We start from the raw sequence: 26,816 nt of genomic DNA on the forward strand, positions 1-26,816 counted from the left end.
GTCGATCTCCTGGGACCGACCCTCGGAGAAGAGGAGCGCATCGCATGCACTGGCCCCCACGCTGGCTGACCGCTGGCGCGGTCGGCGCGCTGGTCGTCGGACTCGCCGCACCGGCGTCCGCCGCCCCGCCCACCCGGCCCACCGGCCCGATCCCGGCCGCCCCCGCCTCGGGCGGCGCGCCCGCCCGCATCACCCTGATCACCGGCGACCAGGTCGACCTGGTCCAGGCCGCGCCCGGCCGGGTCGCCGCCACGGTCCGCCCCGGCCCCGGCCGGGAGCGGATCACCTTCCACACCGTGGAGGCCGACGGCCGGATGCGGGTGCTGCCCAGCGACGTCGTGCCGTACGTCTCCGCCGGGGTGCTCGACCCCAACCTGTTCGACGTGGAGGAGCTGGCCGCCGAGGGCTACGGCGACGCCGCGCAGGGCGCGCTGCCGCTGATCGTCCGCTACCAGCAGCCCGCCGCCGGCCGGGTCCGGCCGCTCGCCGGCGCCACCGCCGCCCGGCCGCTGGAGAGCATCAACGGCGCGGCGCTGCGGGTCGGCAAGGGCGACCTCGGCGGCCTGTGGACCACGCTGCGGGGCACGCCGGAGGCCCGGACCACCGCCGGCGCGCCCCGGCTCGGCGCCGGCATCGCCCGCGTCTGGCTGGACGGGCGGGTCCACGCGGATCTGGAGCACAGCGTGCCGCAGATCGGCGCCCCGGCGGCCTGGGCGGCCGGCCGGGACGGCAACGGCGTCCGGGTGGCGGTGCTCGACACCGGCGTCGACGGCGGCCACCCCGACCTGGCCGGACGGATCGCCGAGGCGCAGGACTTCACCGGCAGCGGCAGCGGCAGCGCCCGGGACGGCCACGGCCATGGCACCCACGTGGCCTCCACCATCGCCGGCAGCGGCGCCGCCTCCAACGGGCTGCGCAAGGGCGTCGCCCCCGGCGCACAGCTGCTGATCGGCAAGGTGCTCGACGACCACGGCAGCGGTTACGGCTCGGACATCATCGCGGGCATGGAGTGGGCCGCCCACTCCGGCGCGAAGGTGGTCAGCATGAGCCTCGGCGGCCCGGCCACCGACGGCACCGACCCGATGAGCCAGGCGGTCAACGACCTCACCGCCGAGACCGGCGCGCTCTTCGTGATCGCCGCCGGTAACGAGGGCGCGGCGGGCACCGTCGGGACGCCGGGCGCGGCCGCCGCGGCCCTCACCGTCGGGGCGGTGGACCGCGACGACAACCTGGCCGACTTCTCCAGCCGGGGTCCGCGCCTGGGTGACAACGGCCTGAAGCCGGAGATCACCGCGCCGGGTGTCGGCATCGTCGCCGCCCGCGCCGCCGGCACCATCATGGGTACGCCGGTGGACGAGTTGTACACCCGGGCGTCCGGGACGTCGATGGCCACCCCGCACGTCGCCGGCGCGGCCGCGATCCTCGCCCAGGAACACCCGGACTGGACCGCCGGAAAGCTCAAGGACGCGCTGGTCAGCACCGCGAAGGGCAACCCGGCGCTGACCGTCTTCGAGCAGGGCGGCGGCCGGGTGGACGTGGCCCGCGCGCTGGGCCAGCGGGTGTACGGCTCGGCCACCGCCGACTTCGGCCGGGTGAACACCGGCGGTGCGGTGGCGGAGCGGAGCGTGACGTACACCAACGGCACCGGCGCGGCGCAGACCCTGCGTTTGGCGCTTGAGCTGCGCAACCTGGACAGCGGCGCGGCGGAGACCGACGGGGTGTCGCTCGACGGCACGGAGGTGACCGTGCCGGCCGGCGGCAGCGTGAACGTCCCGCTGCACGCCGACCCGGCGAAGCTGGACCGGGGAGTGCACGGAGGGTGGCTGGTGGCCACCGGCGCGGACGGTGTCGCGGTACGTACGGCCGTCGGGCTCACCCTCAGCGGACCGATCCACACCGTCACCCTGCGCGCCCTGGACATGGCCGGGCAGCCCGGCCTGGCGTCGGTGGTCACCCTCTTCGGCGAGCACCCCGAGTCGGACCACATCGGTTGGATCCCCGGCGAGGCGCAGGTGCAGGTCGAGGAGGGTCCGTACCTGCTCGAGGGGCTGATCGAGCACGGCGCCCCGTTGGACGAGCAGATCACCCTGGTCACCGACCCCGAGCTCATGGTGGACCGCGACCTCACCGTGGTGCTCGACCCGCGCAAGGGCACTCCGGTGCGGATCGAGACGCCGAAGCCGACCGAGCAGCGGGCGGTGATCAGCTTCTATGAGCACCGGGTCTTCGGCAACGGGCGGCAGGTCGACCACGGCGTCATGAACTTCAGCACGACCCAGCAGGTCAACGTCACCCCGACGCGGCCGGTGAGCCGGGGCGAGTTCGAGTTCGCCTCCCGCTGGCAGCTGGTCGCGCCCATGGTGGACGCCCAGGTCAGCAACGTCTCCGGTCCGCTGGACATCAACCTGCTGGGCCAGTCGCCGGCTCCGGCTGGCCGGCGGAAGCTGCCGCTGGTCTGGGCGGGCGACGGCACCGCCGCCGAGCTGGCCCGGGCCGGGGTCCGAGGTGCGGCCGCGCTGGTCGCCGGCAGCTACGACCGCGCCGAGGAGGACCAGATCGCCGACGCCACGGCGGCTGGCGCCGCGATGGTGCTCATCGTCCGCCCGGCGGACCGGAGCGCGTGGACGGTCTGGCGCCCGGACGGGGATCGGTTGCCGATCCCGTCGCTGGTGGTCGCGTACGACGACGGACAGCCGATGATCGCGGCGGCGAAGAGCGGCCGCGCGACCCTGGACGTGACGCTGACCGTGGACAGCCCCTACCTGTACGACGTGTGGCAGGTGTCGAAGGGGCGGGTCCCGGAGCGGATCGTGCACCGGGTCACCGCGGACAACACCGCCGAGGTGACCGCCCGCTACGCCGACACCGGCGGGTCCGACTGGGCCAGCGAGCAGCGGTTCGGCTGGCGCCCCTGGCAGGAGTACTCCTGGAACGACGACCAGCGGATGGTGCGTACGGGCACCACGCGGCAGGAGTTCGTCAGCGCCGGGGACTCCTGGTGGCAGCAGCGGGTGCTGCACCAGCTCACCTGGTCCTGGGGGCCGCTGCTCGGTGGGCTTACCGAGCAGCCCCGGCGGTACGCGGCCGACGACCGGGCCACCGAGACCTGGCACGCCCCGGTGGTCCGGCCGGCCGTGCCGGCGGGCGGCGGGGCGCCGGTGCCCACGCGCACCGGCGACACCCTGAACCTGCGGGTTGCCGAGTTCGTCGACGCGGACGGCCACTACAGCCCGGCCCGGGCCAGCGAGGAGCGGGACACGGTGCAGGCCCGGCTGAGCCGGGACGGGCAGCAGATCGCCGACCTCTCCGGCGGCTGGGCAATCGTGCCGACCACCCCGGGGGCGGCCCGCTACCGGCTGGACCTCACCACTGAGCGGTCCTCCGAGGAGTGGCGCTGGGCCACCCGTACCGAGACCGCGTGGCAGTTCACCTCGGCCCGGCCGGCCGGTGACGCCGCCCAGCCGCTGTCGCTGCTGCAGGTGGACTACCAGGTCCCGGCGGACCTGCGGGGCGAGGTGCCCGGCGGCCACCCGCACCAGCTGGGGCTGACGCTGCGCCAGCCGGCCGGCGTGCCGGCGCCGACCGGCACCAGTGTCCGGGTCGAGGTGTCGTTCGACGGCGGGCAGAACTGGCGGGCGGTGCCGGTGAACGGCTCGGGCACCAGCTTCACTGCCATGGTGCCGGCCGGGCACGGCACGGTGTCGCTGCGGGTGCACGCCGGCGACCGCGCCGGCGACACCGTCGACCAGACCGTGGTCGACGCGTACGGGCTGCGCTGACGCGGGCGGGGCGGGACGGCCGTGACGCCGTCCCGCCCCGTCCCCTCAGATCCAGCCCCGCCGGGCGGCCTGGAAGGCCAGCCCGGGCCGGGTGTCCACGCCGGCGACCGCCATCAGGTCGGCCAGCCGACGCTGCACGGTACGGCGGCTCACCCCGAGCTGGGAAGCGATGGATTTGTCCGGCACGCCGGCCACGAAGAGCGAGAGCAGCCGGGCCTCGTCGGCCTCTGGCCGGTAGCCCTCACCCGCCCGGTCGGCGGGCGGGGCGGACGAGCGCACCGGCGTCGCCATCAGCCAGTGGCTCTCGAAGAGGGCGAGCAGCGCGTCGAGCAGCTGGCTGCGGCCGATCACCGCGGCGCTCGGCTCGCCGCCGTCCCGGTCCGGCACCAACGGGCAGATCGCCGTCCGGGCGTCCACGATGGCCAGCCGGACCGGCAGCCGGTCCAGCACCCGGGCCTGCTCGCCGGCGCGTACGCCCCGCTCGATGTCCTCGAGCCCGCCCGGTTCGAGCAGCATCTCGCGTTCGTAGATGGCCCGGTAGCGCACCCCGCGCGCCAGCGCGTCGAACTCCTCGACGTTGTCCTCGCCGAGCATGGCCAGCGGGTTGGCCCGGCAGAACCAGAGCACCTCGTCCCGGGCGCCGTTCTGCACGTCCCGCAGGCGCTCGCGGAGCACCCGCCCCCCGGTGATCACCTCCACCAGGTGGTCGGCGTCGTGCCGCCGCATCCCGGCGCGGTACTCCTCGGTCAGCTGGGTGACCGCCGCCCGGGCCGCCTCCAGCGTTTCCTGCCGGCGCAGCAGCGCCTCGCCGAGCGGGACGTCCGGCGCCAGCGGCCGCAGCGGCGCGTCCGGCTCCGGCCCGGCCGGCAGCACCAGCCCCTTGCCGCGCAGGGCGTCGAGCTGCGCGACGACCTCCGCGCGCGGCCGGCGCAGCCGCTCGACGAGCTCCTCGACCCGGGCCGTGGTGAGCTGGACAAGGGAGCGGTAGAGCTCCTCCTCGCCCGGGGTGAGCCCGATCACGTGCAACACGCGGCAAGACTGTACGCCGCCCGCGTTCCCCCGATGCGGCGTCGCGGGCTGGTCAACTGTCAGGCCCCGCGTCTACTGTCGGGTGCTGTGCTGGAAGAGCTGCGCATCACCGGACTGGGCGTCATCGAGGACACCACGCTGCCGTTGACCGGCGGGATGAACGTCATCACCGGCGAGACCGGTGCGGGCAAAACCATGGTGGTGACTGGCCTCGGCCTGCTGTTCGGCGGCCGGGCCGACGCCGGGCGGGTGCGGGCGCAACCGGGCCGGGCCGTGGTGGAGGGGCGGCTGCGCCTCGACGGCCGGGTGGCCGACACCGTGCACGCCCGGATCACCGACGCCGGCGGCGAGCCTGACGAGGACGGCTCCCTGCTGCTCAGCCGCACGGTCACCGTGGAGGGCCGGTCCCGGGCGCACCTGGGCGGCCGGAGCATGCCGGTGTCGATGCTCGGCGAGGTCGGCGAGCAGGTGGTGGCCGTGCACGGCCAGTCCGACCAGCTGCGGCTGCTGCGCCCGGCCGAGCAGCGGGCGGCGCTGGACCGGTTCGCCGGCCCGGCGCACGAGAAGCTGCTCGACGCGCTGCGCGAGGCGTACACCGGGTGGCGGGCGGTGGTCGACGACCTGGCCGACCGGCGGCGCAACGCCCGCGAGCGCAACCAGGAGGCGGACCTGCTCCGGCTCGGCCTGGACGAGATCACCCGGGTCGACCCGCAGCCCGGCGAGGACGACGAGCTGAAGGCGGAGGCGCAGCGGCTCGAACACGCCGAGGGGCTGCGCACCGCGGCGCAGCTGGCCCACCAGTGCGTCGCCGGCGGGGTGGAGGCGGCCGAGGAGACCCCCGACGCGACCGTGCTGCTGGGCACCGCACGCCGCACCCTGGAGGCGCAGGCCGGCACCGACCCGGCCCTGGGCGAGCTGGCGGCCCGCCTGGAGGAGGCGGCCACCCTGGTCGCCGACGTCTCCGCCGAGCTGTCGGCCTATCTGGCCGCGCTGGACGCGGACCCGGCCCGGCTGCAGGTCATCTACGAGCGGCGGGCGGCGCTGCGCGCACTGACCCGCAAGTACGCCGACGACGTCGACGGCGTGATCGCCTGGGCCGAGCGGGCCCGCACCCGACTGTCCGACCTGGACACCTCCGACGACCTGCTGGACGAGCTGGACCGGGAGGCGTCCCGGCTGGCCGGGGAGGTGGCCGAGCTGGCCGGGCGGGTCTCCACCTCCCGGCAGGAGGCGGCGGTCCGCTTCGCCGAGCAGGTCACCGTCGAGCTGGCCGGGCTGGCCATGCCGCACGCCCGGATCGAGGTGGCGGTGCTGCCCCGCCCGGCGGGTCGGGCCGAGCCGAGCCTGCCGGTCAACGGCGTCGAGGCCGGCGTCGGCCCGGACGGCGCGGACGAGGTGGAGCTGCGCCTGCTGGCCCACCCGGGCGCGCCGTCGCTGCCGTTGCAGCGGGGCGCCTCCGGCGGTGAGCTGTCCCGGGTGATGCTCGCCATCGAGGTGGTCTTCGCCGGTTCCGGCGGCCCGCCCACCCTGGTCTTCGACGAGGTGGACGCGGGCGTCGGCGGGCAGGCGGCGGTGGAGATCGGTCGCCGGCTGGCCCGGCTGGCCCGCAGCCACCAGGTGCTCGTCGTCACCCACCTGCCGCAGGTGGCCGCCTTCGCCGACCGGCACCTGGTGGTGGCGAAGGACACCGGGGGAGCGGTGACGACCAGCGGGGTCCGGGTGGTGGAGGACACGGAGCGGGCCCGGGAGTTGGCCCGGATGCTCGCGGGTTTGCCGGATTCCGATCTGGGTATCGCGCATGCCGAGGAACTCCTGGCCGTGGCGGCCAAGGAAAGGCGACCGTGACGCCGGGTTTGTGAGCGCAAGCACACCGGCGTGCGCTCCGGTGTGCTTCCCTGGGTAGGCGGCCCTGCTCAGGCATGTCGCGACAGCAAAACCTGCCTCACATGCCAGGATGGTCACGATGCGTCTACCCACGTTGCGCCGGTCCCGGAACCCGGAACCGGGCTCAGTCCTCGGCACCGCGCGCCTTGACCGCCGTACGAAACGCCTGGTGGGCCGGCTCCGGCCCGGTGACATCGCGGTCATCGACCACGTCGACCTGGACCGGGTGGCGGCGGATTCGCTGGTGGCCGTCGGCGTCGCCGCGGTGCTCAACGCGAAGCCCTCGGTCTCCGGGCGCTACCCGAACCTGGGCCCGGAGGTGCTGGTCGCCGCCGGCATCCCGCTCCTGGACGACCTGGGCGAGAGCGTCTTCGAGCAGATCCGCGAGGGCGATACCGTGCGGATCGAGGGCAACACGGTCTTCGTCGGCGAGGAGCCGGTCGCGCACGGCGCCCTGCAGGACGCCGAGACGGTGGCCAAGGCGATGGCGGACGCCCGGGAAGGGCTGTCGGTCCAGTTGGAGGCGTTCGCCGCCAACACCATGGACTACCTCAAACAGGAACGTGACCTGCTGCTCGACGGGGTCGGGGTGCCGGACATCCAGACCCAGATCCAGGGCCGGCACTGCCTGATCGTGGTCCGCGGCTACGACTACAAGGCCGACCTGGACGTGCTGCGCCCGTACATCCGGGAGTTCAAGCCGGTGCTCATCGGCGTGGACGGCGGCGCGGACGCCCTGGTCGAGGCGGGCTACACCCCCGACATGATCATCGGCGACATGGACTCGGTCACCGACGACGTGCTGCGCTGCGGCGCCGAGGTGATCGTGCACGCCTACCCGGACGGCCGGGCGCCCGGTCTGCCCCGGGTCGACGGCCTCGGGGTGCCGGCGATCACCTTCCCGGCCGCCGCCACCAGCGAGGACCTGGCGATGCTGCTGGCCGACGAGAAGGGCGCCTCGCTGCTGGTCGCGGTCGGCACCCACGCCACGCTGGTCGAGTTCCTCGACAAGGGCCGGGGCGGCATGGCCTCGACCTTCCTGACCCGGCTGAAGGTCGGCGGCAAGCTGGTCGACGCCAAGGGGGTGAGCCGGCTCTACCGGCAGAGCATCTCCGGCTCGTCGCTGCTGCTGCTGGTGCTCTCGGCGGTCGCCGCGATGGCCTCCGCGGTGGCGGTCTCCACCGTCGGGAAGGCGTATTTGGGCGTGGTCTCCGAATGGTGGGACAATTTTGTGTTCCAGCTCGGCCAGCTCTTCTAGCTCCCCGACGATCAAGAGGCTGCAAGCGTGATCAACTTCCGCTACCACGTGGTGTCCCTCACCGCGGTCTTCCTGGCGTTGGCGATCGGCCTGGTGGTCGGCACCGCCGCCCTCAACGGGCCGGTCGCCGACTCGCTCAAGGAGAACGTCAACGCGCTGCGCAAGGACAACTCGCAGATGCGCCAGTCGGTCAACAGCCTCCAGAAGGAACTGGACATGGAGGAGGACTTCGCCGCCGAGATGGCGCAGGTCGTCCTCCCCGGCAAGCTGACCGGCCGTCGGGTACTGGTGCTCGACCTGCCCAGCGGCCGGGAGCACACCGACGGCGTGCTGAAGATGCTCGAACTCGCCGGCGCGAACGTGACCGGCCGGGTCGACCTGCAGGACAAGTTCATCAACCCGGACAGCAACAACAACCTGCTGGAGCTGGCCGTCACCGCCGCCCGCCCGAACAGCGCCCCCCCGTCGGGCCTGCCGGGCAACGGGCACGGCGTGGAAACCTCCAGCGCCCTGCTGGCCAGCGTCCTGCTCGATCGCCCCGCGGGCAGCCCGCCGGTCTCCGACGCGGACCGCCGGGCCGTGCTGTCGGCGTACTCCAACGCCGGGTACCTCAGCACGGAGAACAAGGTCACCGGGTCGGCCGAGGCGGTGGTCCTGGTCAGCGGCCAGCCGTACGTGGACAAGGACTCGGCGAAGAAGGACGAGTCGGTGGTGAAGGTCGCCGAGCAGTTCGACCGGAACGGCGCGATCGTGGTCGGCGGCAACGGCTCGGCCGGCGGCAACGTGGTCTCCGTCGTGCGCGGCGACCCGGTGCTCTCCCAGACCATCTCCACCGTCGACAACGCCAACACCGTCCAGGGCCAGCTGGTCACCGCGCTCGCCCTGGTGCAGCAGGTCACCGAGAAGAAGGCCGGCCAGTACGGTGTCGGCGACAACGCCGCGGCGCTGCTGCCTAAACTGCCCCAGTGAGCGACCGACTGTTGTCCGGTCTGCACCGTGTCGCGCTTTATATCCGGATCGGAGGGGTCGCGTGAGACTGGGTCGACTGCTGGCCGCCGGAGCGGGCGCGGTCGCCGCCCGCTACGTGCTGCGGGAGGTGCGTACCGCCCCGGTGGGGCCGGCGCTGGAACGGACCAACTTCCGCGGCCGGACGGTGACCCTCGCGGCCGGCCCCGCGCTCGCGGTCGGCGCCGCCACCGCCGGCGCGCTCGGCGCCGGCAGCGGACCCGCCGGAGCAGCCGCGCTGGTCGCCGGGCTCGGCGCCGGCACCGTCGGGCTCTACGACGACGTGGTCGGCGCGCGCCCCGAGCAGAAGGCCGCCAAGGGCTTCGCCGGGCACCTCGCCGCCCTGCGGGAGGGGCGGGTCACCGCCGGCCTGGTCAAGATCGTCGGGGTGGGTGCCGTCGGCCTCGGCGCGGCCGCGCTGCTCGCCGCCGACCCCCGCGTCGGTGCCCACCCCCGCCGCCAGCGACACGGCGCCTTCGGCCGCGGCGTCGACGTGCTGCTCGGCGCCGGTGTGGTCGCCGGCACCGCCAACCTGCTCAACCTGCTCGACCTGCGCCCCGGCCGAGCGCTGAAGACCGGCATGCTGCTCGGCGCGCCGCTGGCCGGCGGAGCGCACGGCGGCATCGCCGTCGGCGCGGTCGGCGCAGCCGCCGGGCTGATCCGCGACGACCTGGACGAGCGGGTGATGCTCGGCGACAGTGGCGCCAACGCTCTCGGCGCGCTGCTCGGCGTCAGCATGGCCGCCCGGACCGGACCGCTCGGCCGGGCCGGCATCCTCGCCGTGCTCGCCGCCCTCACCGCCGCCAGCGAAAAGGTCAGCTTCACCCAGGTGATCCAGCGGACCCCCGGGCTGCGGGAGCTCGACGCGCTGGGCCGGCTCGACGACTGACGTGAAGAACCCGGCACCCCTCGCCGGCGCCGGCCGGGTGGCCGGAGCGGCCGCCCTCATCGCCGTACTCACCGTGGTCAGCCGGCTCGTCGGCTTCGGTCGTACCGCCGTGTTCACCTGGACCCTCGCCCCGACCGACCTCGGCGGCGCGTACGTCGTCGCCAACGCCGTACCGAACTTCATCTTCGAGATCGTGGCCGGCGGGGCGCTGGCCAGTCTCGTCGTACCGCTGCTGGCCGCGGCCGCCGACGCCGGTGACCGTCGGGCGGTCACCGCGACCACCGGCGCCCTGCTGACCTGGACCCTCAGCCTGCTGATCCCGCTGGCGGTGCTGGTGGCGTTGTTCGCCGATCCGCTGGTCGGCCTGCTCGGCGACGGGCTCAGCCTCGCCCAGCAGCAGGCCGGTGCCCGGATGCTGCGCGTCTTTGCGCCGCAGCTGCCGCTCTACGGCGTCGGCATCGTGCTCACCGGGGTGCTCCAGGCGCACCGGCGGTTCGCCTGGCCGGTCATCGCCCCGCTGCTCTCCAGCGTCGCCGTCATCGCGGTCTACCTGGGCTTCACCGCGGCCGAGGGGCGGCTGGCGACCGTCGGCGGCGTCAGCCGCGGCGGCGAGCTGCTGCTCTCCGGTGGCACCACGCTCGGCGTGGTGGTGCTCTCCCTGTCGCTGCTGATCCCGCTGCGCCGGCTCGGCCTGCGGCCGCGGGCGGGCTTCCGCTTCCCCGCCGACGCCCGCGCCCGGGTCGGCCCGCTCGCGGTCGCCGGCGTGGTGACCGTCACCGCCCAGCAGATCGCCCTGATCGTGAGCCTCAACCAGGTCGGCTACGGCCGGGCATCCGACCCCGGCGTCTACAACCTGGCGCAGACCATCTACTTCCTACCCTGGGCGGTGCTGGCCGTGCCGCTGGCCGTGGCCGCGTACCCCACCCTCGCGGCCGCGCGCGCGGCCGGTGACGAGCGGACCTACCGGGCGACCCTCGCCCCGGCGGTCCGCGGGGTGGTGCTGTTCAGCCTGCTGGGCGCCGCCGCGCTGGTCGGTACTGCGGTGCCGGTGGGGCACTTCTTCTTCGATCGTCCGGTGGCCGGTACGGCGGCGGCGGCCATCGCCGGGTTCGCCCCCGGCCTGCTCGGCTACGGCCTGTTCGCCGTGCTCACCCGGGCCCTCTACGCCCGCGGCGAGACCCGGGCGGCGACCGTCGCCACGGCGGTGGGCTGGCTGACCGTGCCGGCCCTGGCGGTGCTCCTCGGACGCCTGCTGCCCCTTGCCGACCGGGTCCTGGCGGTCACCCTGGCCACCTCGGGCGGCATGCTGGTCCTCGGTGGCCTGCTGATCGCCGCGGTGCTCCGCTCGGCCGGTCGCGACGCGCTGGCCGGGGTGGGCCGGGCCGGGGCCGCCGGTCTGCTCGCCGGCGGGGTCGCCGGGCTCGGCGGGTTCGCCACCTCCCGCTGGCTCGCCGGGCTGGGCGACGGGACCCCGACGACATCGGAGGCGCTCGTTCAGGGCATGCTGTCCGGGGTCGTGGTCGGCGCTCTGTTCCTCGCCGTCGCCTGGCTGACGGACGAACGGGACGTGCGGCCGCTGCTCACCGCCGTGCTGCGCCGGCTGGGCCGAGGACGCCCGCCCGCCACGGCCGGTGCGCAGGAGGGCCAGATCCCCCCGGAACGGGGTGACGGGAAGGAGACGGTGTCCCCATGACCGACGCCACGTCGGCGCAGCGGTGGCCCGGCTCGGTGGCCCTGGTGCTCGCCTCCAGCACGGGCGGCGTGGGACAGCACGTCCGCTCGATCGCCCGCGGGCTGACCGCCGCGGGCGCCACCGTGCTGGTCTGCGGCCCGGCCGTCACCCAGGACCAGTTCGACTTCACCGGCGTCGGGGCCCGCTTCACGCCGGTGGAGATCCCGGCCCGTCCAACGCCCGCGGACGGACGGGCAATCGCGGCGCTGCGCCGGGCGCTGGCCGACACCCCCGTCCAGGTGGTGCACGCGCACGGGCTGCGAGCCGGCCTGGTGGCCGTCCTCGCCCGCCCGGCCGCCCCGGTCGTGGTCACCTGGCACAACGCGGTGCTCGCCGGCGGCCTGCGCGGCCGACTCTCCCGGCTGGCCGAGCGGATCGTCGCCCGTTCCGCCCGGGTGGCGCTGGGCGCCTCCGCCGACCTGGTGGAGCGGGCCGCCGCGCTGGGCGCGACCGACGCCCGGCTGGCTCCGGTCGCCGCGCCCACGCTGCCCGCGCCGCGCCGGCGCCGCGCCGCCGTCCGCGCCGAGTTCGGCGTTGCGCCCGACCGTCCGCTGATCTTGTCGGTGGGCCGGCTGCACCCCCAGAAGCGGTACGACGTGCTGGTCGACGCCGCCGCCCGGTGGCGTACCCGGACCCCGGCGCCGGCCGTGATCATCGCCGGCAGCGGCCCCGCGTACCTGCAGCTCGCCGCCCGGATCTCCGCCGCCCGGGCGCCGGTGACCCTGCTCGGGCACCGCACCGACGTGGCCGACCTGCTGGCCGGCGCCGACCTGGCGGTGGTGACAAGCGACTGGGAGGCCCGCCAGCTCTTCGCCCAAGAGGCGCTGCGGGCCGGCGTACCGCTGGTGGCGACCGCGGTGGGTGGCCTGCCGGAGCTGGTCGGCGACGCCGCGGTGCTGGTCCCGCCGGACGACGTCGACGCGGTCGACGCCGCGGTGCGGGAGCTGCTGGACGACGGTGACCGCCGGGCGGAGCTGGCCCGCCGGGGCGCCGCCCGGGCGGCCACCTGGCCGACGGAGGCGGACACGGTCGCCGGCCTGGCGGACCTGTACGCCGAGCTGGCGCCGGCCGGGGCCGACCCGTCGACGGGACGCCGCTGATGCTGCGCAGGCTGACCCCGGTCCTGCTGACCCTGGTCGTGGTGGCACTCGGGATCACCGCGCTGGCCGCCCGGCCCGACCCGGGCCCGCCCGGGCGGGGCGCCGACTTCGTGGTGCTGGCCGGGGTGGCCGGGCTGCGCTGGGACGACGTGGACCCGCAGACCACGCCGACGCTGTGGCGGATGGCCGAGCAGGGGTCGATCGGCTCCCTGTCGGTGCGCTCCGCGCACCGGCCCACCTGCCCGGTCGACGGCTGGCTCACCCTCGGCGCAGGCAACTTCGCCGCCTGGAACGGCAGCCGTCAGGCAGGTGGCTGCCCGCCGACCGGGGTGACCGTGGAGCAGCCGGACGGCATCGGCGCCAACCTGCCGGACCAGGAGGGCGTCGTCCGGTACAACCAGGACCGGGTGTCCTGGGGTGCGACGCCGGGTGCGCTGTCGGAGTCGGTCCGCTGCTCGGTGGCGGTCGGGCCGGGGGCGGCGGTGGCCGCCGCCCGCCCGTTCGGCCGGGTCGACCGCTACGCGCCGGTCCTCCCCGCCGACCCGGCCAAGCTGCTGGGCTCCTGCGTGCTGAGCATCGTCGACCTGGGCAGCGTCGACGGCGAGGACCGGGCGTCCCGCGCGGCGCAGGCCCGGCAGGCGGACGCCCAGCTGGCCCGGGTGCTCGCCGCCCGCCCGGCCCGCTCGCTGGTGGTCGTCGCCGGTGTCTCCGACACCGACCCGCCGTCCCGGCTGCACGTCGCCGTGGCCGACGGCCCGGGCTGGGAGAAGGGCTGGCTGACCTCGCCGAGCACCGCCCGGGAGGGCTACCTCCAGCTCGTGGACCTGGCGCCGACCGCCCTGGCGGCGCTCGGCCGGCCCATGCCGGAGCGGCTCTTCCTCGGCCGTCCCGCCGCCTCGGTCGGCGGCCGGCCGGCGGATCTGCGGGCCGCCATCGACCAGCCGGCGGACGCCGATCGCGAGGCGGGCGCCCAGCGTCGGGTGGCCGGGTGGTTCTTCACCCTGCTGGCCCTCGCCCAGGTGGCGCTCGCGGTCGCGGTGCTGCCGCTGCTGCGTCGGGCCCGCCGGCACGCCGGACCGCACGGACCGGAGCCCGTCTCCCGGCGGGTGGTCGCCGCGGTGGAGTTGCTGCTGATCGCCGCCGCGCTGGCGGTGCCGGCCGCGCTGCTGGCCGACGCGGCCCCGTGGTGGCGGGGCCAGCACGCCGGCTGGTGGTTCGCCGTGGTGGCCGTCCTGCTGATCGTGGGCGGAACGGCAGCCGTGCGGTTCACCCCCGGGCACGACCGCACTCTCGGCCCGCTCGGCGCGGTCGCCGGCCTGGCCACCCTGGTGGTCGGGGTGGACGTGCTCACCGGGTCGCGGTTGCAGCTCAACGGCGTGGTCGGCTACTCCGCGCTGGAGGGCGGCCGGTACGCCGGGCTCGGCACGGTCGGCCTGGGCGTCTTCATCGCCGGTTCGCTGCTCAGCGCGGGCTGGCTGGCCCAGCGGGTCCGGCGCGGCTGGCGGCCGATGGTGATGGTGGCCGTCGGCGGCGCCGCCGTGGTCGTCGTCGGCAGCCCCTACCTGGGGGCGGACTCGATCGGGGCGATCGCGTTGACCGCCGGGGTCAGCGTCGCGGCGGCGATCAGCACCGGCGGCTGGCTGACCGTGAGCCGGCTCGCGTGGGCCACCATGGCGGGGCTGGCGGTCACCATCGGGTTCGCGGTGGTGGATGTGCGCCGCCCGGCGACGGAGCGGGGCAGCCTGGGCCGGTTCCTGGCCGCGGTCGGCGACGGCACCGGCGGGTTGACCGTGCACCGCTCCAGCACCGCCAACCTGGAGACCCTGGTCAACAGCCCGCTGACCGTCCTGGCGGTGGCCGGCGCGGCGCTGGTCTGGCTGGCGCTGCTGCAGCCCTGGGGTGGCCTGATGCGGCTGTTCGGCATCTATCCGGCGATCCGGGCGGCGATGGCGGGCACCGCCGTGGCCGCCGGCCTCGGCGGGGTGCTCGGTGGCTCGGCGTTGGACGTGGCCGGGGCGGCGGGGGCGCTGGTGGTGCCGATGGCCGCGCTGGCCGCGCTGCGGGTGCTGGACCACTCCACCGACCGCACCCAGCCCGGCGCGGGTCGACCCGGCGACGAGGGGTCCGGCGGTGCGGCGGGTGGCCCCACCGACGGTGGCGACCGTCCCGGGGGAGGTCGCGCGTCGGGGGACGGGCGGGCCGGGGAGCCCGGCGTCGCCGGCCCACCGACGACGAGGGCGGATCTGCCCGACCCCTCCGGTTCCGATCATCCCGCCGGACGCGGCGCACCGGGCCGTGCCGCCGACCCCGCTGACGGCGCCGACCCCGCTGACGGCGCCGGGCCGACGTCCGACGGCACCGGGCCGGACGGGACGGCCGCCGACGCGCCGTCATCCGGCGGCACTCCGGCGCCGTCGCGGCCCGGCGGGCGGCCGACGACCGTGCCCACCCAGCCCGGCCCGGCATCGACCGAGGTCGCCACCGGCTGACCGGACGGGGCCCGCCGTGCACCGACGGCGGGGTGCGACCCCTGCCCTGGGCGGGAAAGGTGTTACCGTGGAATCCCGTGGATCGCGATCAGTTGGCTGATCGGTACGGCGGTTCGCACGACCGCTACGGACGACACGGGAGCAGGCGTTGGCCCCTTCAGCACGGACGACCAGGCACATTTTCGTCACCGGGGGCGTCGCCTCCTCGCTGGGTAAGGGCCTCACCGCCTCCAGCCTCGGCAACCTGCTGACCGCGCGCGGGCTGCGCGTGGTGATGCAGAAGCTCGACCCGTACCTCAACGTCGACCCGGGGACGATGAACCCGTTCCAGCACGGTGAGGTCTTCGTCACCGAGGACGGCGCCGAGACCGACCTCGACGTCGGGCACTACGAGCGGTTCCTCGACCGGGCGCTGTCCGGCAAGGCGAACGTCACCACCGGGCAGATCTACTCGGCGGTGATCGCCAAGGAGCGGCGCGGCGAGTACCTGGGCGACACCGTCCAGGTCATCCCGCACATCACCAACGAGATCAAGTCGCGGATCCTCGGCATGGCCGAGCCGGACGCCGACGGCCAGGTGCCGGACGTGGTGATCACCGAGGTCGGCGGGACGGTCGGCGACATCGAGTCGCTGCCGTTCCTCGAGGCGATCCGCCAGGTCCGCCACGACCTGGGCCGGGACAACTGCTTCTACCTGCACGTCTCGCTGGTGCCGTACCTGGCGCCGTCAGGCGAGCTGAAGACCAAGCCGACCCAGCACTCGGTGGCGCAGCTGCGCAGCATCGGCATCCAGCCGGACGCCCTGGTGCTGCGCTGCGACCGGGAGATCCCGGAGAAGGTCAAGGAGAAGCTCTCGCTCTACTGCGACGTGGACCGGGAGGCGGTCACCGCCGCCCCGGACGCGCCGAGCATCTACGACATCCCGAAGGTGCTGCACCGGGAGGGCCTCGACGCGTACGTGGTGCGCCGGCTCGGGCTCTCCTTCCGGGACGTGGACTGGACCAGCTGGGACGACCTGCTGGACCGGGTGCACCAGCCGCACCACACGGTCACCGTCGCGCTGGTCGGCAAGTACGTCGATCTGCCCGACGCGTACCTGTCGGTCAGCGAGGCGATCCGGGCGGCCGGGTTCGGCCACCGGGCCCGGGTGCAGCTGCGCTGGGTGCCCAGCGACGACTGCGTCACCCCGGCCGGCGCGGCGGCCGCCCTGGCCGGCGTGGACGGCATCGTCATCCCCGGCGGCTTCGGCGTCCGCGGCATCGAGGGCAAGATCGGCACCGCCCGGTACGCCCGGGAGAACGGCATCCCGCTGCTCGGCCTCTGCCTCGGCCTGCAGTGCATGACCATCGAGGTGGCCCGCCACCTGGCCGGCCTGGACGGGGCGAACTCGCTGGAGTTCGACGAGGAGGCGAAGCACCCGGTCATCGCCACCATGGCCGACCAGGAGGACATCGTCGCCGGCAAGGGCGACCTGGGCGGCACCATGCGGCTCGGGGCGTACCCGGCGAAGCTGGCCGAGGGGTCGCTGGTCGCCGAGGCGTACGGCAGCACCGAGGTCAGCGAGCGGCACCGGCACCGGTACGAGGTGAACAACGCCTACCGCGACCAGCTCACCAAGGCCGGCCTGCAGATCTCCGGCACCTCGCCGGACGGCCGGCTGGTCGAGTTCATCGAGCTGGACCGGAGCCTGCACCCGTTCTTCGTGGCCACCCAGGCGCACCCGGAGCTGAAGAGCCGGCCGACCCGGCCGCACCCGCTCTTCGCCGGCTTCGTCAAGGCCGCCATCGCGTACTCCGAGGCCGACCAGCTCCCCGTCGACCTCGACGCGGCGCCCGCGGGGGCCCCGTCGGCGAAGAAGGCCAGCCGCAACGGCACCGCCGGCGCGGCGAAGGCGGCGTCGGCGTCGTGAGCGCCGTCGAGCACCGCTACGAGGTGACCGACCACCGGGAGATCTGGTCCGGCCGGATCTTCTCGGTGGTCAGCGACGACGTCACCATGCCGGGCGGTGGCACCGCGGCCCGCGACTACGTCCGGCACGTCGGCGCGGTGGCCGTGGTGGCGCTGGACGACGCCGGTCAGGTGGTGCTGATCCGCCAGTACCGGCACCCGGTCGGCCGGCACCTGTGGGAGCTGCCGGCCGGGCTGATGGACGTCAGCGGCGAGGACCTGGCCGCCGCCGCGGCCCGGGAGCTGGCAGAGGAGGCCGACCTCACCGCCGGCACCATCGACGTCCTGGTCGACCTGCACAGCTCGCCGGGCTTCTCGAACGAGCTGGTCCGGGTCTTCCTGGCCCGCGACCTGGCCGACGTGCCGGTGGAGCAGCGGCACGACCGCCGCGACGAGGAGGCCGACCTCCAAGTCGTCCGGGTCGACCTCGACGAGGCGGTCCGGATGGTCCTGGCGGGGGAGATCACCAACGCCTCCTGCGTGGCCGGGCTGCTCGCCGCCGCCCGCGCCCGCGAGACCGGCTTCACCGAGCTGCGCCGGGCCGGGGCGCCGCTGCCCCGCTGAGCCGGCGTACGACGAGGAAGGGGCCGCGCGGTCAGACCGCGCGGCCCCTGTCGTTGCCGGATGTCAGTCCCGCAGCGGGCGGCCCTGCCCGTCGACGCCGCCGTTGACCAGGATCAGGATGCCGTCGATGAGGCCCCAGATGCTGCCGAAGCCGCAGGTCACCACGCTCACCACGAGCTGGAGCACGCCCGTCTTGGTGTCGCCCATGTAGAACCGCCCGGCGCCGAAGAAGCCGAGCACGATGCCGAGAACGCCCGCGACGACCTTGCTCTTGTCGGAGACGCCCTGCGGGTACTGCGAGTAAGGAGGAGTGGTCATGAGGCGACACCTTAGTGATCCACTGCGATCCTGTCCGCAGCGCCGCGCCGCCGGTGGGACGATGAGCGCGAACACTGTCCTGACGGCTGAGGTGGTCTCCACCGCCGGCCCGGTCGACGCCTGACACTTCGTCAGGACGACCGGTCACCGGATGTCACTGTGCTGGCCCCCGGGGAGTGCCCGCGCGCCTAGACTGCCGCCGGCGGGACCGGTGGACCGCGCCGGCAATGGGGCCGGCGTGGCACCGAGCAGTCGGGGGTCGGCAGCCCCGAAGAGAGGTGTCTGCATCGTGAAGGTCGGAATCCCACGCGAGGTCAAGAACCACGAGTACCGCGTGGCGATCACGCCCGCGGGCGTCAACGAGTTCACCCGCCACGGTCACGAGGTCTTCGTCGAGTCCGGCGCGGGCGTCGGCTCCAGCATCACCGACGACGAGTTCGCGGCGGCCGGTGCGAAGATCCTGGGCACCGCCGACGAGGTGTGGGACGCCGCCGAGTTGGTGCTCAAGGTCAAGGAGCCGATCGCCGAGGAGTACCACCGGATGCGCGAGGGGCAGGTGCTCTTCACCTACCTGCACCTGGCCGCCTCGAAGGAGTGCACCGACGCGCTGATCGACCGCAAGGTCACCGGCATCGCGTACGAGACCGTCGAGCTGCCCGACCGGTCGCTGCCGCTGCTCGCCCCGATGTCCGAGGTGGCCGGCCGGCTCGCCCCGCAGGTCGGCGCGTTCTACATGATGCGCACCGGCGGCGGCCGCGGCGTGCTGCCGGGCGGCGTCTCCGGCGTGTACGCGGCGAAGACCGTGGTCATCGGCGCCGGCGTCTCCGGCATGAACGCCGCCGCGATCGCCCTGGGCCTGCAGTCCGAGGTGCTGCTGCTGGACAAGAACGTCGCCCGGCTGCGCCAGGCCGACGCGATCTACCGGGGACACCTGCAGACCGTCGCCTCCAACGCGTACGAGATCGAGCGGGCCGTGCTCGACGCGGACCTGGTCATCGGCGCGGTGCTGGTGCCGGGCGCGAAGGCCCCGAAGCTGATCTCCAACGAGCTGGTGTCCCGGATGAAGCCGGGCAGCGTGCTCGTCGACATCGCCATCGACCAGGGCGGCTGCTTCGAGGACTCGCGTCCCACCACGCACGCCGACCCGGTCTACAAGGTGCACGAGTCGATCTTCTACTGCGTGGCGAACATGCCCGGCGCGGTACCGAACACCAGCACCCATGCGCTGACCAACGTCACCCTCCCGTACGCCCTGGAGCTGGCCAACCGCGGCTGGCGCGAGGCGCTGCGCCGCGACCCGGCCCTCGCTCTGGGCCTGAACACCCACGAGGGTCAGGTCGTCTACGGCCCGGTCGCCGAGGCGCACGGCATGCAGACCCTGCCGCTGGCCGAGGTACTGGGCTGACCGGAACACCGGACGGGGCCGGCGCTGGCGAGCAGCCCGCGCCGGCCCTGCGCCGTGCCGTCCGCGGCTACCTCGACCACCTCACCGTCGAGCGTGGACTGTCGGCGAACACCCTGGCGTCGTACCGCCGGGACCTCGACCGCTACCTGGCCACCCTGGCCGACGCCGGCGTCACCGACCTCGCCGCGGTCGGCCCCGGCATCGTCGAGTCGCACCTGGCCCGGCTGCGCGCCGGCGACGACGACCATCCGCCGCTGGCGGTGTCGTCGGCGGCCCGCGCGGCCAGCGCGGTGCGCGGCCTGCACCGCTTCGCGCTGCGCGAGGGATTGGCCGGCGCCGACCCGAGCCGCGACGTCCGCCCGCCCACCCCGCCGCGCCGGCTGCCCCGGGCGCTGCCGGTCGACGACGTGGTCCGGCTGCTGGAGACCGCCGGCGCGGTGACCGCCGCCGGCGAGGGTGCGCCGCTCGCGCTGCGCGACCGGGCGCTGCTGGAATTCCTGTACGGCACCGGCGCGCGCATCTCCGAGGCCGTCGGCCTCGCCGTGGACGACCTGGACACCGACGCCGGCGCGGTCGTGCTGCGCGGCAAGGGCGGCCGCACCCGCCTCGTCCCGATCGGCGGGTACGCGGTGGAGGCGCTGCGCGCCTGGCTGGTCCGGGGCCGCCCGGGCATCGTCGCGGCCGGTCGGGGCACCCCGGCGGTCTTCGTGAACGCCCGGGGCGGCGCGCTGACCCGGCAGGGCGCCTGGACCATCCTGCGCCGCGCCGCCGAACAGGCCGGCCTGCCGGTGCACGGCCCCGGCGCGATCTCCCCGCACACCCTGCGCCACTCGTACGCCACCCACCTGCTCGACGGCGGCGCCGACGTGCGGGTGGTGCAGGAACTGCTCGGCCACGCCTCGGTGACCACCACCCAGGTGTACACGTTGGTCACCGTGGAGCGGCTGCGCGAGGTGTACGCCACCGCGCACCCCCGCGCCCGCGGGTGAGCCGGCCCCGACCGTCCTCACCGGCCGGTACGTCCCGACACGCCGACCGGCTACCGAACGTGCTGCTGGCGGGTGGCGTACAGTCGGCATCGGCGCGGACCTCCTGGGGCGACGAACCGGGGTGCGCAGCGGCGCCGCGAAGGACGTCGGACGGCTCCGACGCCGGGTGGTCGTCGGGAGGGGGCAACGAGGACATGGCTGGCAACGGTGATCGTGCCGACGCCTGGACGTCGGAGCTCCGCGAGCAGCAGGCGTCGCTCGGCGCGGACCTGGGTCCGGCGGACCCGGCCGCGTACACGATGCGCAAGCCCATCCCGGAGCCCATGCCGACCGACCGGCACGGCCCGGCGCGGATCATCGCGATGGCCAACCAGAAGGGCGGCGTCGGCAAGACCACCACGACCATCAACCTGGGCGCCGCGCTCGCCGAGTACGGCCGCAAGGTGCTGCTGGTCGACTTCGACCCGCAGGGCGCCCTCTCGGTCGGGCTGGGGGTCAACCCGCACAACCTCGACCTGTCGGTCTACAACCTGCTCATGCAGGACGACGTCACCGCCGAGGACGTCCTGATCAAGACCGACGTGGCCGGGCTGCACCTGCTGCCCGCCAACATCGACCTCTCCGCCGCCGAGATCCAGCTGGTCAACGAGGTCGCCCGCGAGATGGCGCTGGCTCGCGTGCTGCGAACCGTCCGCAAGGAGTACGACTTCATCCTGATCGACTGCCAGCCCTCGCTGGGCCTGCTGGCGATCAACGCGCTGACCGTCGCGCACGGGGTGCTCATCCCCCTCGAATGCGAGTTCTTCAGCCTGCGCGGGGTGGCGCTGCTGCTGGACACCATCGACAAGGTCCGCGAGCGGCTCAACTTCGACCTGGAGCTCGAGGGCATCCTCGCCACCATGTACGACAGCCGCACCACGCACTGCCGCCAGGTGCTCCAGCGGGTGGTGGAGGCCTTCGGCGACAAGGTCTACCAGACGGTGATCACCAAGACCGTCAAGTTCCCCGAGTCGACCGTCGCCGGCGCCCCGATCACCACGCTCGACCCGGCGTCCTCCGGCGCGCGCAACTACCGCCAGCTCGCCCGTGAGGTGATCGCCGCCCAGGCCGACCGGTAGCCCGGGGTGCACCAGGTCACCGGCCCGTCCGGCCCGTCCACTACGGTCGTCGGGTGACCGCACCGCCCCTCGACCCACCCGCCGCGCCGCCCGGCGCCGCCGGCCCGGCGGTCGCCGCCGAGCTGGCCGCGGAGGTCGACGGCGTGCTGCCCGTCGACCCGGCCGGTTCCGCCGCCGAGGAGACCAGCGGCTTCACCGTCCGGCTGGCGAACTTCACCGGCCCGTTCGACCTGCTGCTCCAGCTGATCAGCAAGCACAAGCTCGACGTCACCGAGGTGGCCCTGCACAAGGTCACCGACGAGTTCATCGCGTACATCCGGGCGATGGGCGACCAGTGGGACCTGGACGAGACGAGCGAGTTCCTGCTCATCGCGGCCACCCTGCTCGACCTCAAGGCGGCCCGGCTGCTGCCCGCCGCCGAGGTGGAGGACGAGGAGGACCTCGCCCTGCTGGAGGCGCGGGACCTGCTCTTCGCCCGGCTGCTGCAGTACAAGGCGTACAAGGAGGCCGCCGCGCACATCGCCGAGCTGGAGGCGGTCGGCGGCCGGCGCTATCCCCGGGCGGTCACCCTGGAGCCCCGGTACGCCGAAGCGCTGCCCGATCTGGCGCTCGGCATCGGCCCGGAGCGGCTGCTCAAGCTGGCGTTGAAGGCGATGACCCCGAAGCCCGTGCCCGAGGTGTCCATCGCCCACGTGCACATGGTCCGGGTCAGCGTCCGGGAGCACGCCGCGATCCTCACCGAGCGGCTGCGCCGGGCCGGCACGGCCACCTTCTCGTTGCTCTGCGCCGACTGCGACATCACCCTGGAGGTGGTGGCCCGCTTCCTCGCCCTGCTGGAGCTCTACCGGGAGGGCCTGGTCGCCTTCGTCCAGGAGCAGGCGCTGGAGGAGCTGATGGTCCGCTGGACCGGTCCCGCCGAGGGCGACACCGAGCTGCACATCGACGAGTACGCGGGCTCCCCGGAGGCGGCCCCGGCCGCCCCGACGGCGGAGTCCGGCGACACGGCGGCGGAGTCGGCCGCGCCGACGGCGGAGCCGGACGACACAGCGGCGGAGCCGGCCGCCCCGACGGCGGAGTCGGACGACACGGAGACGACGGAGGAGTGAGCGCGATGAGCGAGGAAGAGCGCCGGGACTCCCTGGCCGACCAGGCCGCCGCCTGGGTTCCCCCGTGGGAACGCCGCCCCACCCCCTCCGCTGCCGAGCCCGACCCCACTGCCGAGTCGGCCGCGGAGGCCGCGCCGACCACCGAGCCCGAGCTGGCCACGGAGCCCGAGGTCGCCGCCGAGCCGGCGGCGGCCCTCGAGCCTGAGCCGGCCGCCGATCCCACGGCGGCGACCGCGCCCGAATCGGCCACCGCGCTCGAGTCGGCCGCTGAGCCTGAGGCCACCGCCGCACCTGGGTCGGCCGCGGTCGAGGATCCGGGCAGCGTCGCGCCGCCGGCGGGGCCGGCCACGGTCACCGGCGCCGCCGAGCTGGCGGCGGCGGGCCGGGCTGCCGGCGTACCCGGGAAGCAGCCGGCGGGGCGGCGGCGGGCGCCGGCCGCGCCGGAGCCGGCGCCCGAGCTGGACGACGCGGAGCTGCGCGGCGCGCTGGAGGCCATCCTGCTGGTGGTGGACGAGCCGGTCAGCGAGCTGACCCTCGCCGAGGTCCTCGAACAGCCGGCCGAGCGGGTCGGCCCGATGCTCGACGAGATCGCCGCCGGCTACACCGCCGCCGGGCACGGCTTCGAGCTGCGGCGGGCGGCGGGTGGCTGGCGTCTCTACACCCGCCCGGAATACGCGACCTACGTCGAGCGGTTCGTGCTGGACGGGCAGTCCGTACGACTGACCCAGGCCGCGCTGGAGACACTGGCCGTGATCGCCTACAAGCAGCCGGTCACCCGCTCGCGGATCTCCGCCATCCGCGGTGTGAACTGCGACGGGGTGATCCGTACGCTGGTCTCCCGCGGCCTGGTCGAGGAGTGCGGCACCGAACCCGACAGCGGGGCGTTCCTCTACCGGACGACCACGATGTTCCTGGAGAAGCTCGGGCTGAACTCGGTGCACGACCTGCCGCCGCTCGCCCCGTTCCTCCCCGACGACGTAGAAGAGCTTGCTGATGCCACGCGATGATCGCACCGTCCGTACCGACGCGCCCGAGGGCGAGCGCCTGCAGAAGGTGATGGCCGCCGCCGGCGTCGGCTCCCGCCGCGCCTGCGAGGACCTGATCTTCCGGCGCCGGGTGACCGTCGACGGGCGGGTCGCGAAGCTCGGCGACAAGGTCGACCCGACCACCGTCGTGATCCACGTCGACGGCGAGCGCCTCGTGGTCGACACCCGGCTGGTCTACCTGGCCATGAACAAGCCCCGCGGGGTGGTCTCCACCATGGCGGACGAGAAGGGCCGCACCGCGCTCGCCGACTTCCTCGGCAACCGCGTGGAGCAGCGCGTCTACCACGTCGGGCGGCTCGACGCGGACAGCGAGGGCCTGCTGCTGCTCACCAACGACGGCACCCTCGCCCACCGGCTGATGCACCCGTCGTACGGGGTGTCCAAGACGTACCTGTGCGAGGTGGCCGGGCCGATCCCGCGCAACCTGGGCAAGCGGCTGATGGCCGGGGTGGAGCTGGAGGACGGCCCGGTGCAGGTCGAGTCCTTCAAGGTAGTGGACACCCTGGGCAAAACCGCCCACGTGGAGCTGAGCCTGCACGAGGGGCGCAAGCACATCGTCCGGCGCCTGCTGGCCGAGGTGGGGCACCCGGTGGCCCGGCTGGTGCGTACCTCGATCGGGCCGATCCGGCTGGGCGACCTGCGCGCCGGGCGGACCCGGCGGCTGACCAACGCGGAGGTCGCCGCGCTGTTCAAGGCCGTCAGCGACTGACCGGAGTCGTTCCGGGTACCGCTGCGGGTAGGCTTCCTCGCGGCCGAGGCGGACCGCGCGTGTCGCGGGTCGCGCCCGGCGACGTCGCGCGCGTGCCCGGAGGGGACCGCGGGCATCATTGACGATGAACATCCGCTCAACGGCGCCGGAGGAACCGGCGACCCGCGAGGTACGGGCTGAGGAGGAACACGGTGGGGGAGAACGAACGGACCGGGCGGTGCGTGGTCGCGGTGGACGGGCCATCCGGTTCGGGTAAGTCCACCGTCTCGCGGCGACTCGCCGTCGGCCTGGGCGCCCGCTACCTCGACACCGGCGCCATGTACCGGGCGCTGACCTGGGCGGTGCTGCGCTCCGGGGTCGACCTGACCGACGCCGAGTCGGTGACCAAGGTCGCCGGGGAGGTGGACCTGCGCATCGGCACCGACCCTCAGGGGTACGGCGTGACCGCCGACGGCGTGAACGTCGACAAGGAGATCCGCGGCCCGGAGGTGACCGGTGCGGTCTCCGCGGTGGCCGCGGTGCCGGCGGTCCGGGAGATGCTGGTCGCCCGGCAGCGGGAGATCATCGCCAACGCCGGCCGGATCGTGGTCGAGGGCCGCGACATCGGCGCGGTGGTGGCGCCCGACGCCGACCTGAAGGTCTACCTGACCGCCTCCGAGGCGGCCCGCGCCCAGCGGCGCAGCGCCGAGGACGCCGCCGACGTGGTGGCCACCGCCGCCGATCTGGCCCGCCGGGACCGGCTCGACTCGACGCGCAAGGTCAACCCGTTGCAGCAGGCCCCCGACGCGGTCGAGCTGGACACCACCGAGCTGGGCATCGACGAGGTCGTCGCCCGGCTCCACGAGCTGCTCACCGAGCGGGGGGCGGCATGACTGACAACGACGGATGGGTGGAGCTGCGCGAGCCGGACCTCGACACCGAGGAACCGTCCGGCCCGCAGCCCGTGGTGGCCGTCGTCGGCCGCCCCAACGTGGGCAAGTCGACGCTGGTCAACCGGTTGATCGGCCGCCGGCAGGCGGTCGTCGAGGACGTCCCGGGCGTGACCCGGGACCGCGTGCCCTACGACGCGCAGTGGAACGGTCGCGCGTTCACCGTGGTGGACACCGGCGGCTGGGAGCCCGACGCCAAGGACCGGGCCGCCGCGATCGCCGCGCAGGCCGAAACGGCCGTCGCCACCGCCGACGTGGTGCTCTTCGTCGTCGACGCGATGGTCGGTTCGACCGATGTGGACGAGGCCGCGGTGAAGATGCTGCGGCGCAGCGCCAAGCCGGTGATCCTGGTGGCGAACAAGACCGACAACACCGCCATCGAGATGGAGGCGACCGCGCTCTGGTCGCTCGGCCTCGGTGAGCCGTTCCCGGTCTCCGCGCTGCACGGCCGGGGCTCGGGCGACCTGCTCGACGCCATCCTGGAGGCCCTGCCCGAGGCGCCGAAGATCGTCGAGTACCGACCGCGCGGTCCCCGCCGGGTGGCGCTGGTCGGCCGGCCCAACGTCGGCAAGTCCAGCCTGCTCAACCGCTTCTCCGGCGAGCTGCGCGCGGTCGTCGACTCGGTCGCCGGCACCACCGTCGACCCGGTCGACAGCCTGGCGGAGATCGGCGGCGAGACCTGGCAGCTGGTGGACACCGCCGGGCTGCGCAAGCGGGTCGGCAAGGCCAGCGGCACCGAGTACTACGCCAGCCTGCGGACCGCCGGGGCGATCGAGGCGGCCGAGGTAGCGGTGGTGCTGCTCGACGCCAGCGAGCCGATCAGCGAGCAGGACCAGCGGATCCTCGCCATGGTCACCGAGGCCGGCCGGGCCCTGGTCATCGCCTTCAACAAGTGGGACCTGGTCGACGCCGACCGCCGGTACTACCTGGACAAGGAGATCGAGCGGGAGCTGCGCCGCATCCCCTGGGCGATCCGGCTGAACCTCTCCGCCATGACCGGCCGGGCCGTGGACAAGCTCGCCCCGGCGCTGCGCAAGGCCCTGGCCAGCTGGGAGACCCGGGTGCCGACCGCGCAGCTCAACCAGTGGCTGACCGCGCTGGTCCAGGCCACCCCGCACCCGGTGCGTGGCGGCCGGGCCCCGAAGATCCTCTTCGCCACCCAGGCGGGGGTCGCACCGCCGCGGTTCGTGCTCTTCACCACCGCGCCACTGGACGCCGGCTACCAGCGTTTCGTCGAGCGCAAGCTCCGCGAGGAGTTCGGCTTCGAGGGCAGTCCGGTGGAGATCTCCGTACGCCCGCGCAAGAAGCTCGGCCCGGGCGGCCGCGGCAAGGCACACGGCTAGACCCTGTTTCTCCGGTACGCCGGGCGGCCCTCAAGCCGCCCGGCGTCTCCTTATCCCCACCCTCCTAGGACGCTGTAGCGGGTGCGACTGGTGAGTTCGGCGACGCGGGAGGGGGCGTGTACGGGTCTCGAAGATCCTGCGCTAAGCTGTACCGGCTGTCGCGGGGAAACCGCGCGG

General features: G+C 74.6%; 20 protein-coding genes. 18 read left to right on the forward strand and 2 right to left on the reverse strand.

From position 1 onward, the window contains the following. Nucleotides 1–44 precede the first annotated feature (44 nt). The gene (locus OG799_RS06025) at nt 45–3,779 is read left to right on the forward strand and encodes a S8 family peptidase (protein WP_406043903.1); all 3,735 of its coding nucleotides are present in this window, start codon (nt 45–47) and stop codon (nt 3,777–3,779) included. Between the two features lie 45 nt (nt 3,780–3,824). Here OG799_RS06025 and OG799_RS06030 read toward each other — a convergent pair whose 3' ends face one another. Further along, nucleotides 3,825–4,808, reverse strand: a complete 984-nt coding sequence (locus OG799_RS06030) for a helix-turn-helix domain-containing protein (RefSeq protein ID WP_406043905.1) — start codon at nt 4,806–4,808, stop codon at nt 3,825–3,827. Nucleotides 4,809–4,895: 87 nt separating this feature from the next. On the opposite strand from OG799_RS06030, the gene recN reads away from it, so the two are divergent. The 9 genes from recN (at nt 4,896) to OG799_RS06075 (ending at nt 17,676) form a co-directional block, all read left to right on the forward strand. After that, the gene (recN, locus tag OG799_RS06035) at nt 4,896–6,653 is read left to right on the forward strand and encodes a DNA repair protein RecN (protein WP_406043907.1); all 1,758 of its coding nucleotides are present in this window, start codon (nt 4,896–4,898) and stop codon (nt 6,651–6,653) included. Nucleotides 6,654–6,771: 118 nt separating this feature from the next. Next, nucleotides 6,772–7,950 (forward strand): putative cytokinetic ring protein SteA, encoded by a 1,179-nt coding sequence (gene steA, locus OG799_RS06040; protein ID WP_406043909.1) that lies wholly within the window; start codon nt 6,772–6,774, stop codon nt 7,948–7,950. A gap of 27 nt (nt 7,951–7,977) precedes the next feature. Further along, on the forward strand, nt 7,978–8,919 hold the full coding sequence (locus OG799_RS06045) for a copper transporter (RefSeq protein ID WP_406043911.1): 942 nt from the start codon (nt 7,978–7,980) through the stop codon (nt 8,917–8,919). Between the two features lie 61 nt (nt 8,920–8,980). Then, entirely contained in the window at nt 8,981–9,844 is an 864-nt protein-coding gene (locus tag OG799_RS06050; protein WP_406043913.1) for a hypothetical protein, read from the forward strand. A 1-nt stretch (nt 9,845) separates the two neighbouring features. Then, the gene (gene murJ, locus OG799_RS06055; protein WP_406043915.1) at nt 9,846–11,537 is read left to right on the forward strand and encodes a murein biosynthesis integral membrane protein MurJ; all 1,692 of its coding nucleotides are present in this window, start codon (nt 9,846–9,848) and stop codon (nt 11,535–11,537) included. Next, on the forward strand, nt 11,534–12,676 hold the full coding sequence (locus OG799_RS06060) for a glycosyltransferase family 4 protein (RefSeq protein WP_406043917.1): 1,143 nt from the start codon (nt 11,534–11,536) through the stop codon (nt 12,674–12,676). The genes murJ and OG799_RS06060 overlap by 4 nt, the downstream gene beginning before the upstream one ends. Next, nucleotides 12,676–15,165 carry a hypothetical protein gene (locus OG799_RS06065; RefSeq protein ID WP_406043919.1) on the forward strand — a complete coding sequence of 830 codons (2,490 nt, stop codon included), beginning with the start codon at nt 12,676–12,678 and terminating at the stop codon, nt 15,163–15,165. The genes OG799_RS06060 and OG799_RS06065 overlap by 1 nt, the downstream gene beginning before the upstream one ends. Before the next feature lie 148 nt (nt 15,166–15,313). Further along, nucleotides 15,314–17,074, forward strand: a complete 1,761-nt coding sequence (locus OG799_RS06070) for a CTP synthase (RefSeq protein ID WP_406043921.1) — start codon at nt 15,314–15,316, stop codon at nt 17,072–17,074. Then, nucleotides 17,071–17,676 (forward strand): NUDIX domain-containing protein, encoded by a 606-nt coding sequence (locus OG799_RS06075; protein ID WP_406043923.1) that lies wholly within the window; start codon nt 17,071–17,073, stop codon nt 17,674–17,676. Before OG799_RS06070 ends, OG799_RS06075 begins: the two co-directional genes overlap by 4 nt. Before the next feature lie 63 nt (nt 17,677–17,739). Here the strand turns inward: OG799_RS06075 and OG799_RS06080 are convergent, their stop codons facing one another. After that, nucleotides 17,740–18,096: a TM2 domain-containing protein gene (locus tag OG799_RS06080; RefSeq protein ID WP_406043925.1), complete on the reverse strand. Its 357-nt coding sequence runs from the start codon at nt 18,094–18,096 to the stop codon at nt 17,740–17,742. Between the two features lie 187 nt (nt 18,097–18,283). On the opposite strand from OG799_RS06080, the gene ald reads away from it, so the two are divergent. The 8 genes from ald (at nt 18,284) to der (ending at nt 26,639) form a co-directional block, all read left to right on the forward strand. Next, a complete protein-coding gene (ald, locus tag OG799_RS06085; RefSeq protein ID WP_406043927.1) occupies nt 18,284–19,399 on the forward strand; it encodes an alanine dehydrogenase in 1,116 nt (371 codons plus the stop codon). Next, nucleotides 19,396–20,388: a site-specific tyrosine recombinase XerD gene (locus tag OG799_RS06090; RefSeq protein WP_406046217.1), complete on the forward strand. Its 993-nt coding sequence runs from the start codon at nt 19,396–19,398 to the stop codon at nt 20,386–20,388. The genes ald and OG799_RS06090 overlap by 4 nt, the downstream gene beginning before the upstream one ends. Before the next feature lie 194 nt (nt 20,389–20,582). Next, nucleotides 20,583–21,506, forward strand: a complete 924-nt coding sequence (locus OG799_RS06095; protein ID WP_089015019.1) for a ParA family protein — start codon at nt 20,583–20,585, stop codon at nt 21,504–21,506. Nucleotides 21,507–21,559: 53 nt separating this feature from the next. Beyond that, entirely contained in the window at nt 21,560–22,612 is a 1,053-nt protein-coding gene (locus OG799_RS06100; protein ID WP_406043930.1) for a segregation and condensation protein A, read from the forward strand. Between the two features lie 5 nt (nt 22,613–22,617). After that, nucleotides 22,618–23,619, forward strand: a complete 1,002-nt coding sequence (gene scpB / locus OG799_RS06105) for an SMC-Scp complex subunit ScpB (RefSeq protein WP_406043932.1) — start codon at nt 22,618–22,620, stop codon at nt 23,617–23,619. Then, nucleotides 23,606–24,367 (forward strand): pseudouridine synthase, encoded by a 762-nt coding sequence (locus OG799_RS06110; RefSeq protein WP_406043934.1) that lies wholly within the window; start codon nt 23,606–23,608, stop codon nt 24,365–24,367. Before scpB ends, OG799_RS06110 begins: the two co-directional genes overlap by 14 nt. A gap of 191 nt (nt 24,368–24,558) precedes the next feature. Continuing rightward, complete coding sequence (gene cmk, locus OG799_RS06115) at nt 24,559–25,239, forward strand: (d)CMP kinase (protein ID WP_406043936.1); 681 nt, start codon at nt 24,559–24,561, stop codon at nt 25,237–25,239. Next, nucleotides 25,236–26,639, forward strand: a complete 1,404-nt coding sequence (gene der, locus OG799_RS06120; RefSeq protein ID WP_406043938.1) for a ribosome biogenesis GTPase Der — start codon at nt 25,236–25,238, stop codon at nt 26,637–26,639. Before cmk ends, der begins: the two co-directional genes overlap by 4 nt. Nucleotides 26,640–26,816 lie beyond the last annotated feature (177 nt).

Source organism: Micromonospora sp. NBC_00898, from assembly GCF_045207895.1.
Taxonomy (GTDB): Bacteria; Actinomycetota; Actinomycetes; order Mycobacteriales; family Micromonosporaceae; genus Micromonospora.

Bases quoted from the DNA above. Each gene is read 5' to 3' on its own strand.
- OG799_RS06025 (WP_406043903.1), top strand. From the start codon at position 45: ATGCACTGGCCCCCACGCTGGCTGACCGCTGGCGCGGTCGGCGCGCTG.
- steA (WP_406043909.1), top strand. From the start codon at position 6,772: ATGCGTCTACCCACGTTGCGCCGGTCCCGGAACCCGGAACCGGGCTCA.
- OG799_RS06060 (WP_406043917.1), top strand. From the start codon at position 11,534: ATGACCGACGCCACGTCGGCGCAGCGGTGGCCCGGCTCGGTGGCCCTG.
- OG799_RS06065 (WP_406043919.1), top strand. From the start codon at position 12,676: ATGCTGCGCAGGCTGACCCCGGTCCTGCTGACCCTGGTCGTGGTGGCA.
- OG799_RS06095 (WP_089015019.1), top strand. From the start codon at position 20,583: ATGGCTGGCAACGGTGATCGTGCCGACGCCTGGACGTCGGAGCTCCGC.
- scpB (WP_406043932.1), top strand. From the start codon at position 22,618: ATGAGCGAGGAAGAGCGCCGGGACTCCCTGGCCGACCAGGCCGCCGCC.
- OG799_RS06110 (WP_406043934.1), top strand. From the start codon at position 23,606: ATGCCACGCGATGATCGCACCGTCCGTACCGACGCGCCCGAGGGCGAG.
- der (WP_406043938.1), top strand. From the start codon at position 25,236: ATGACTGACAACGACGGATGGGTGGAGCTGCGCGAGCCGGACCTCGAC.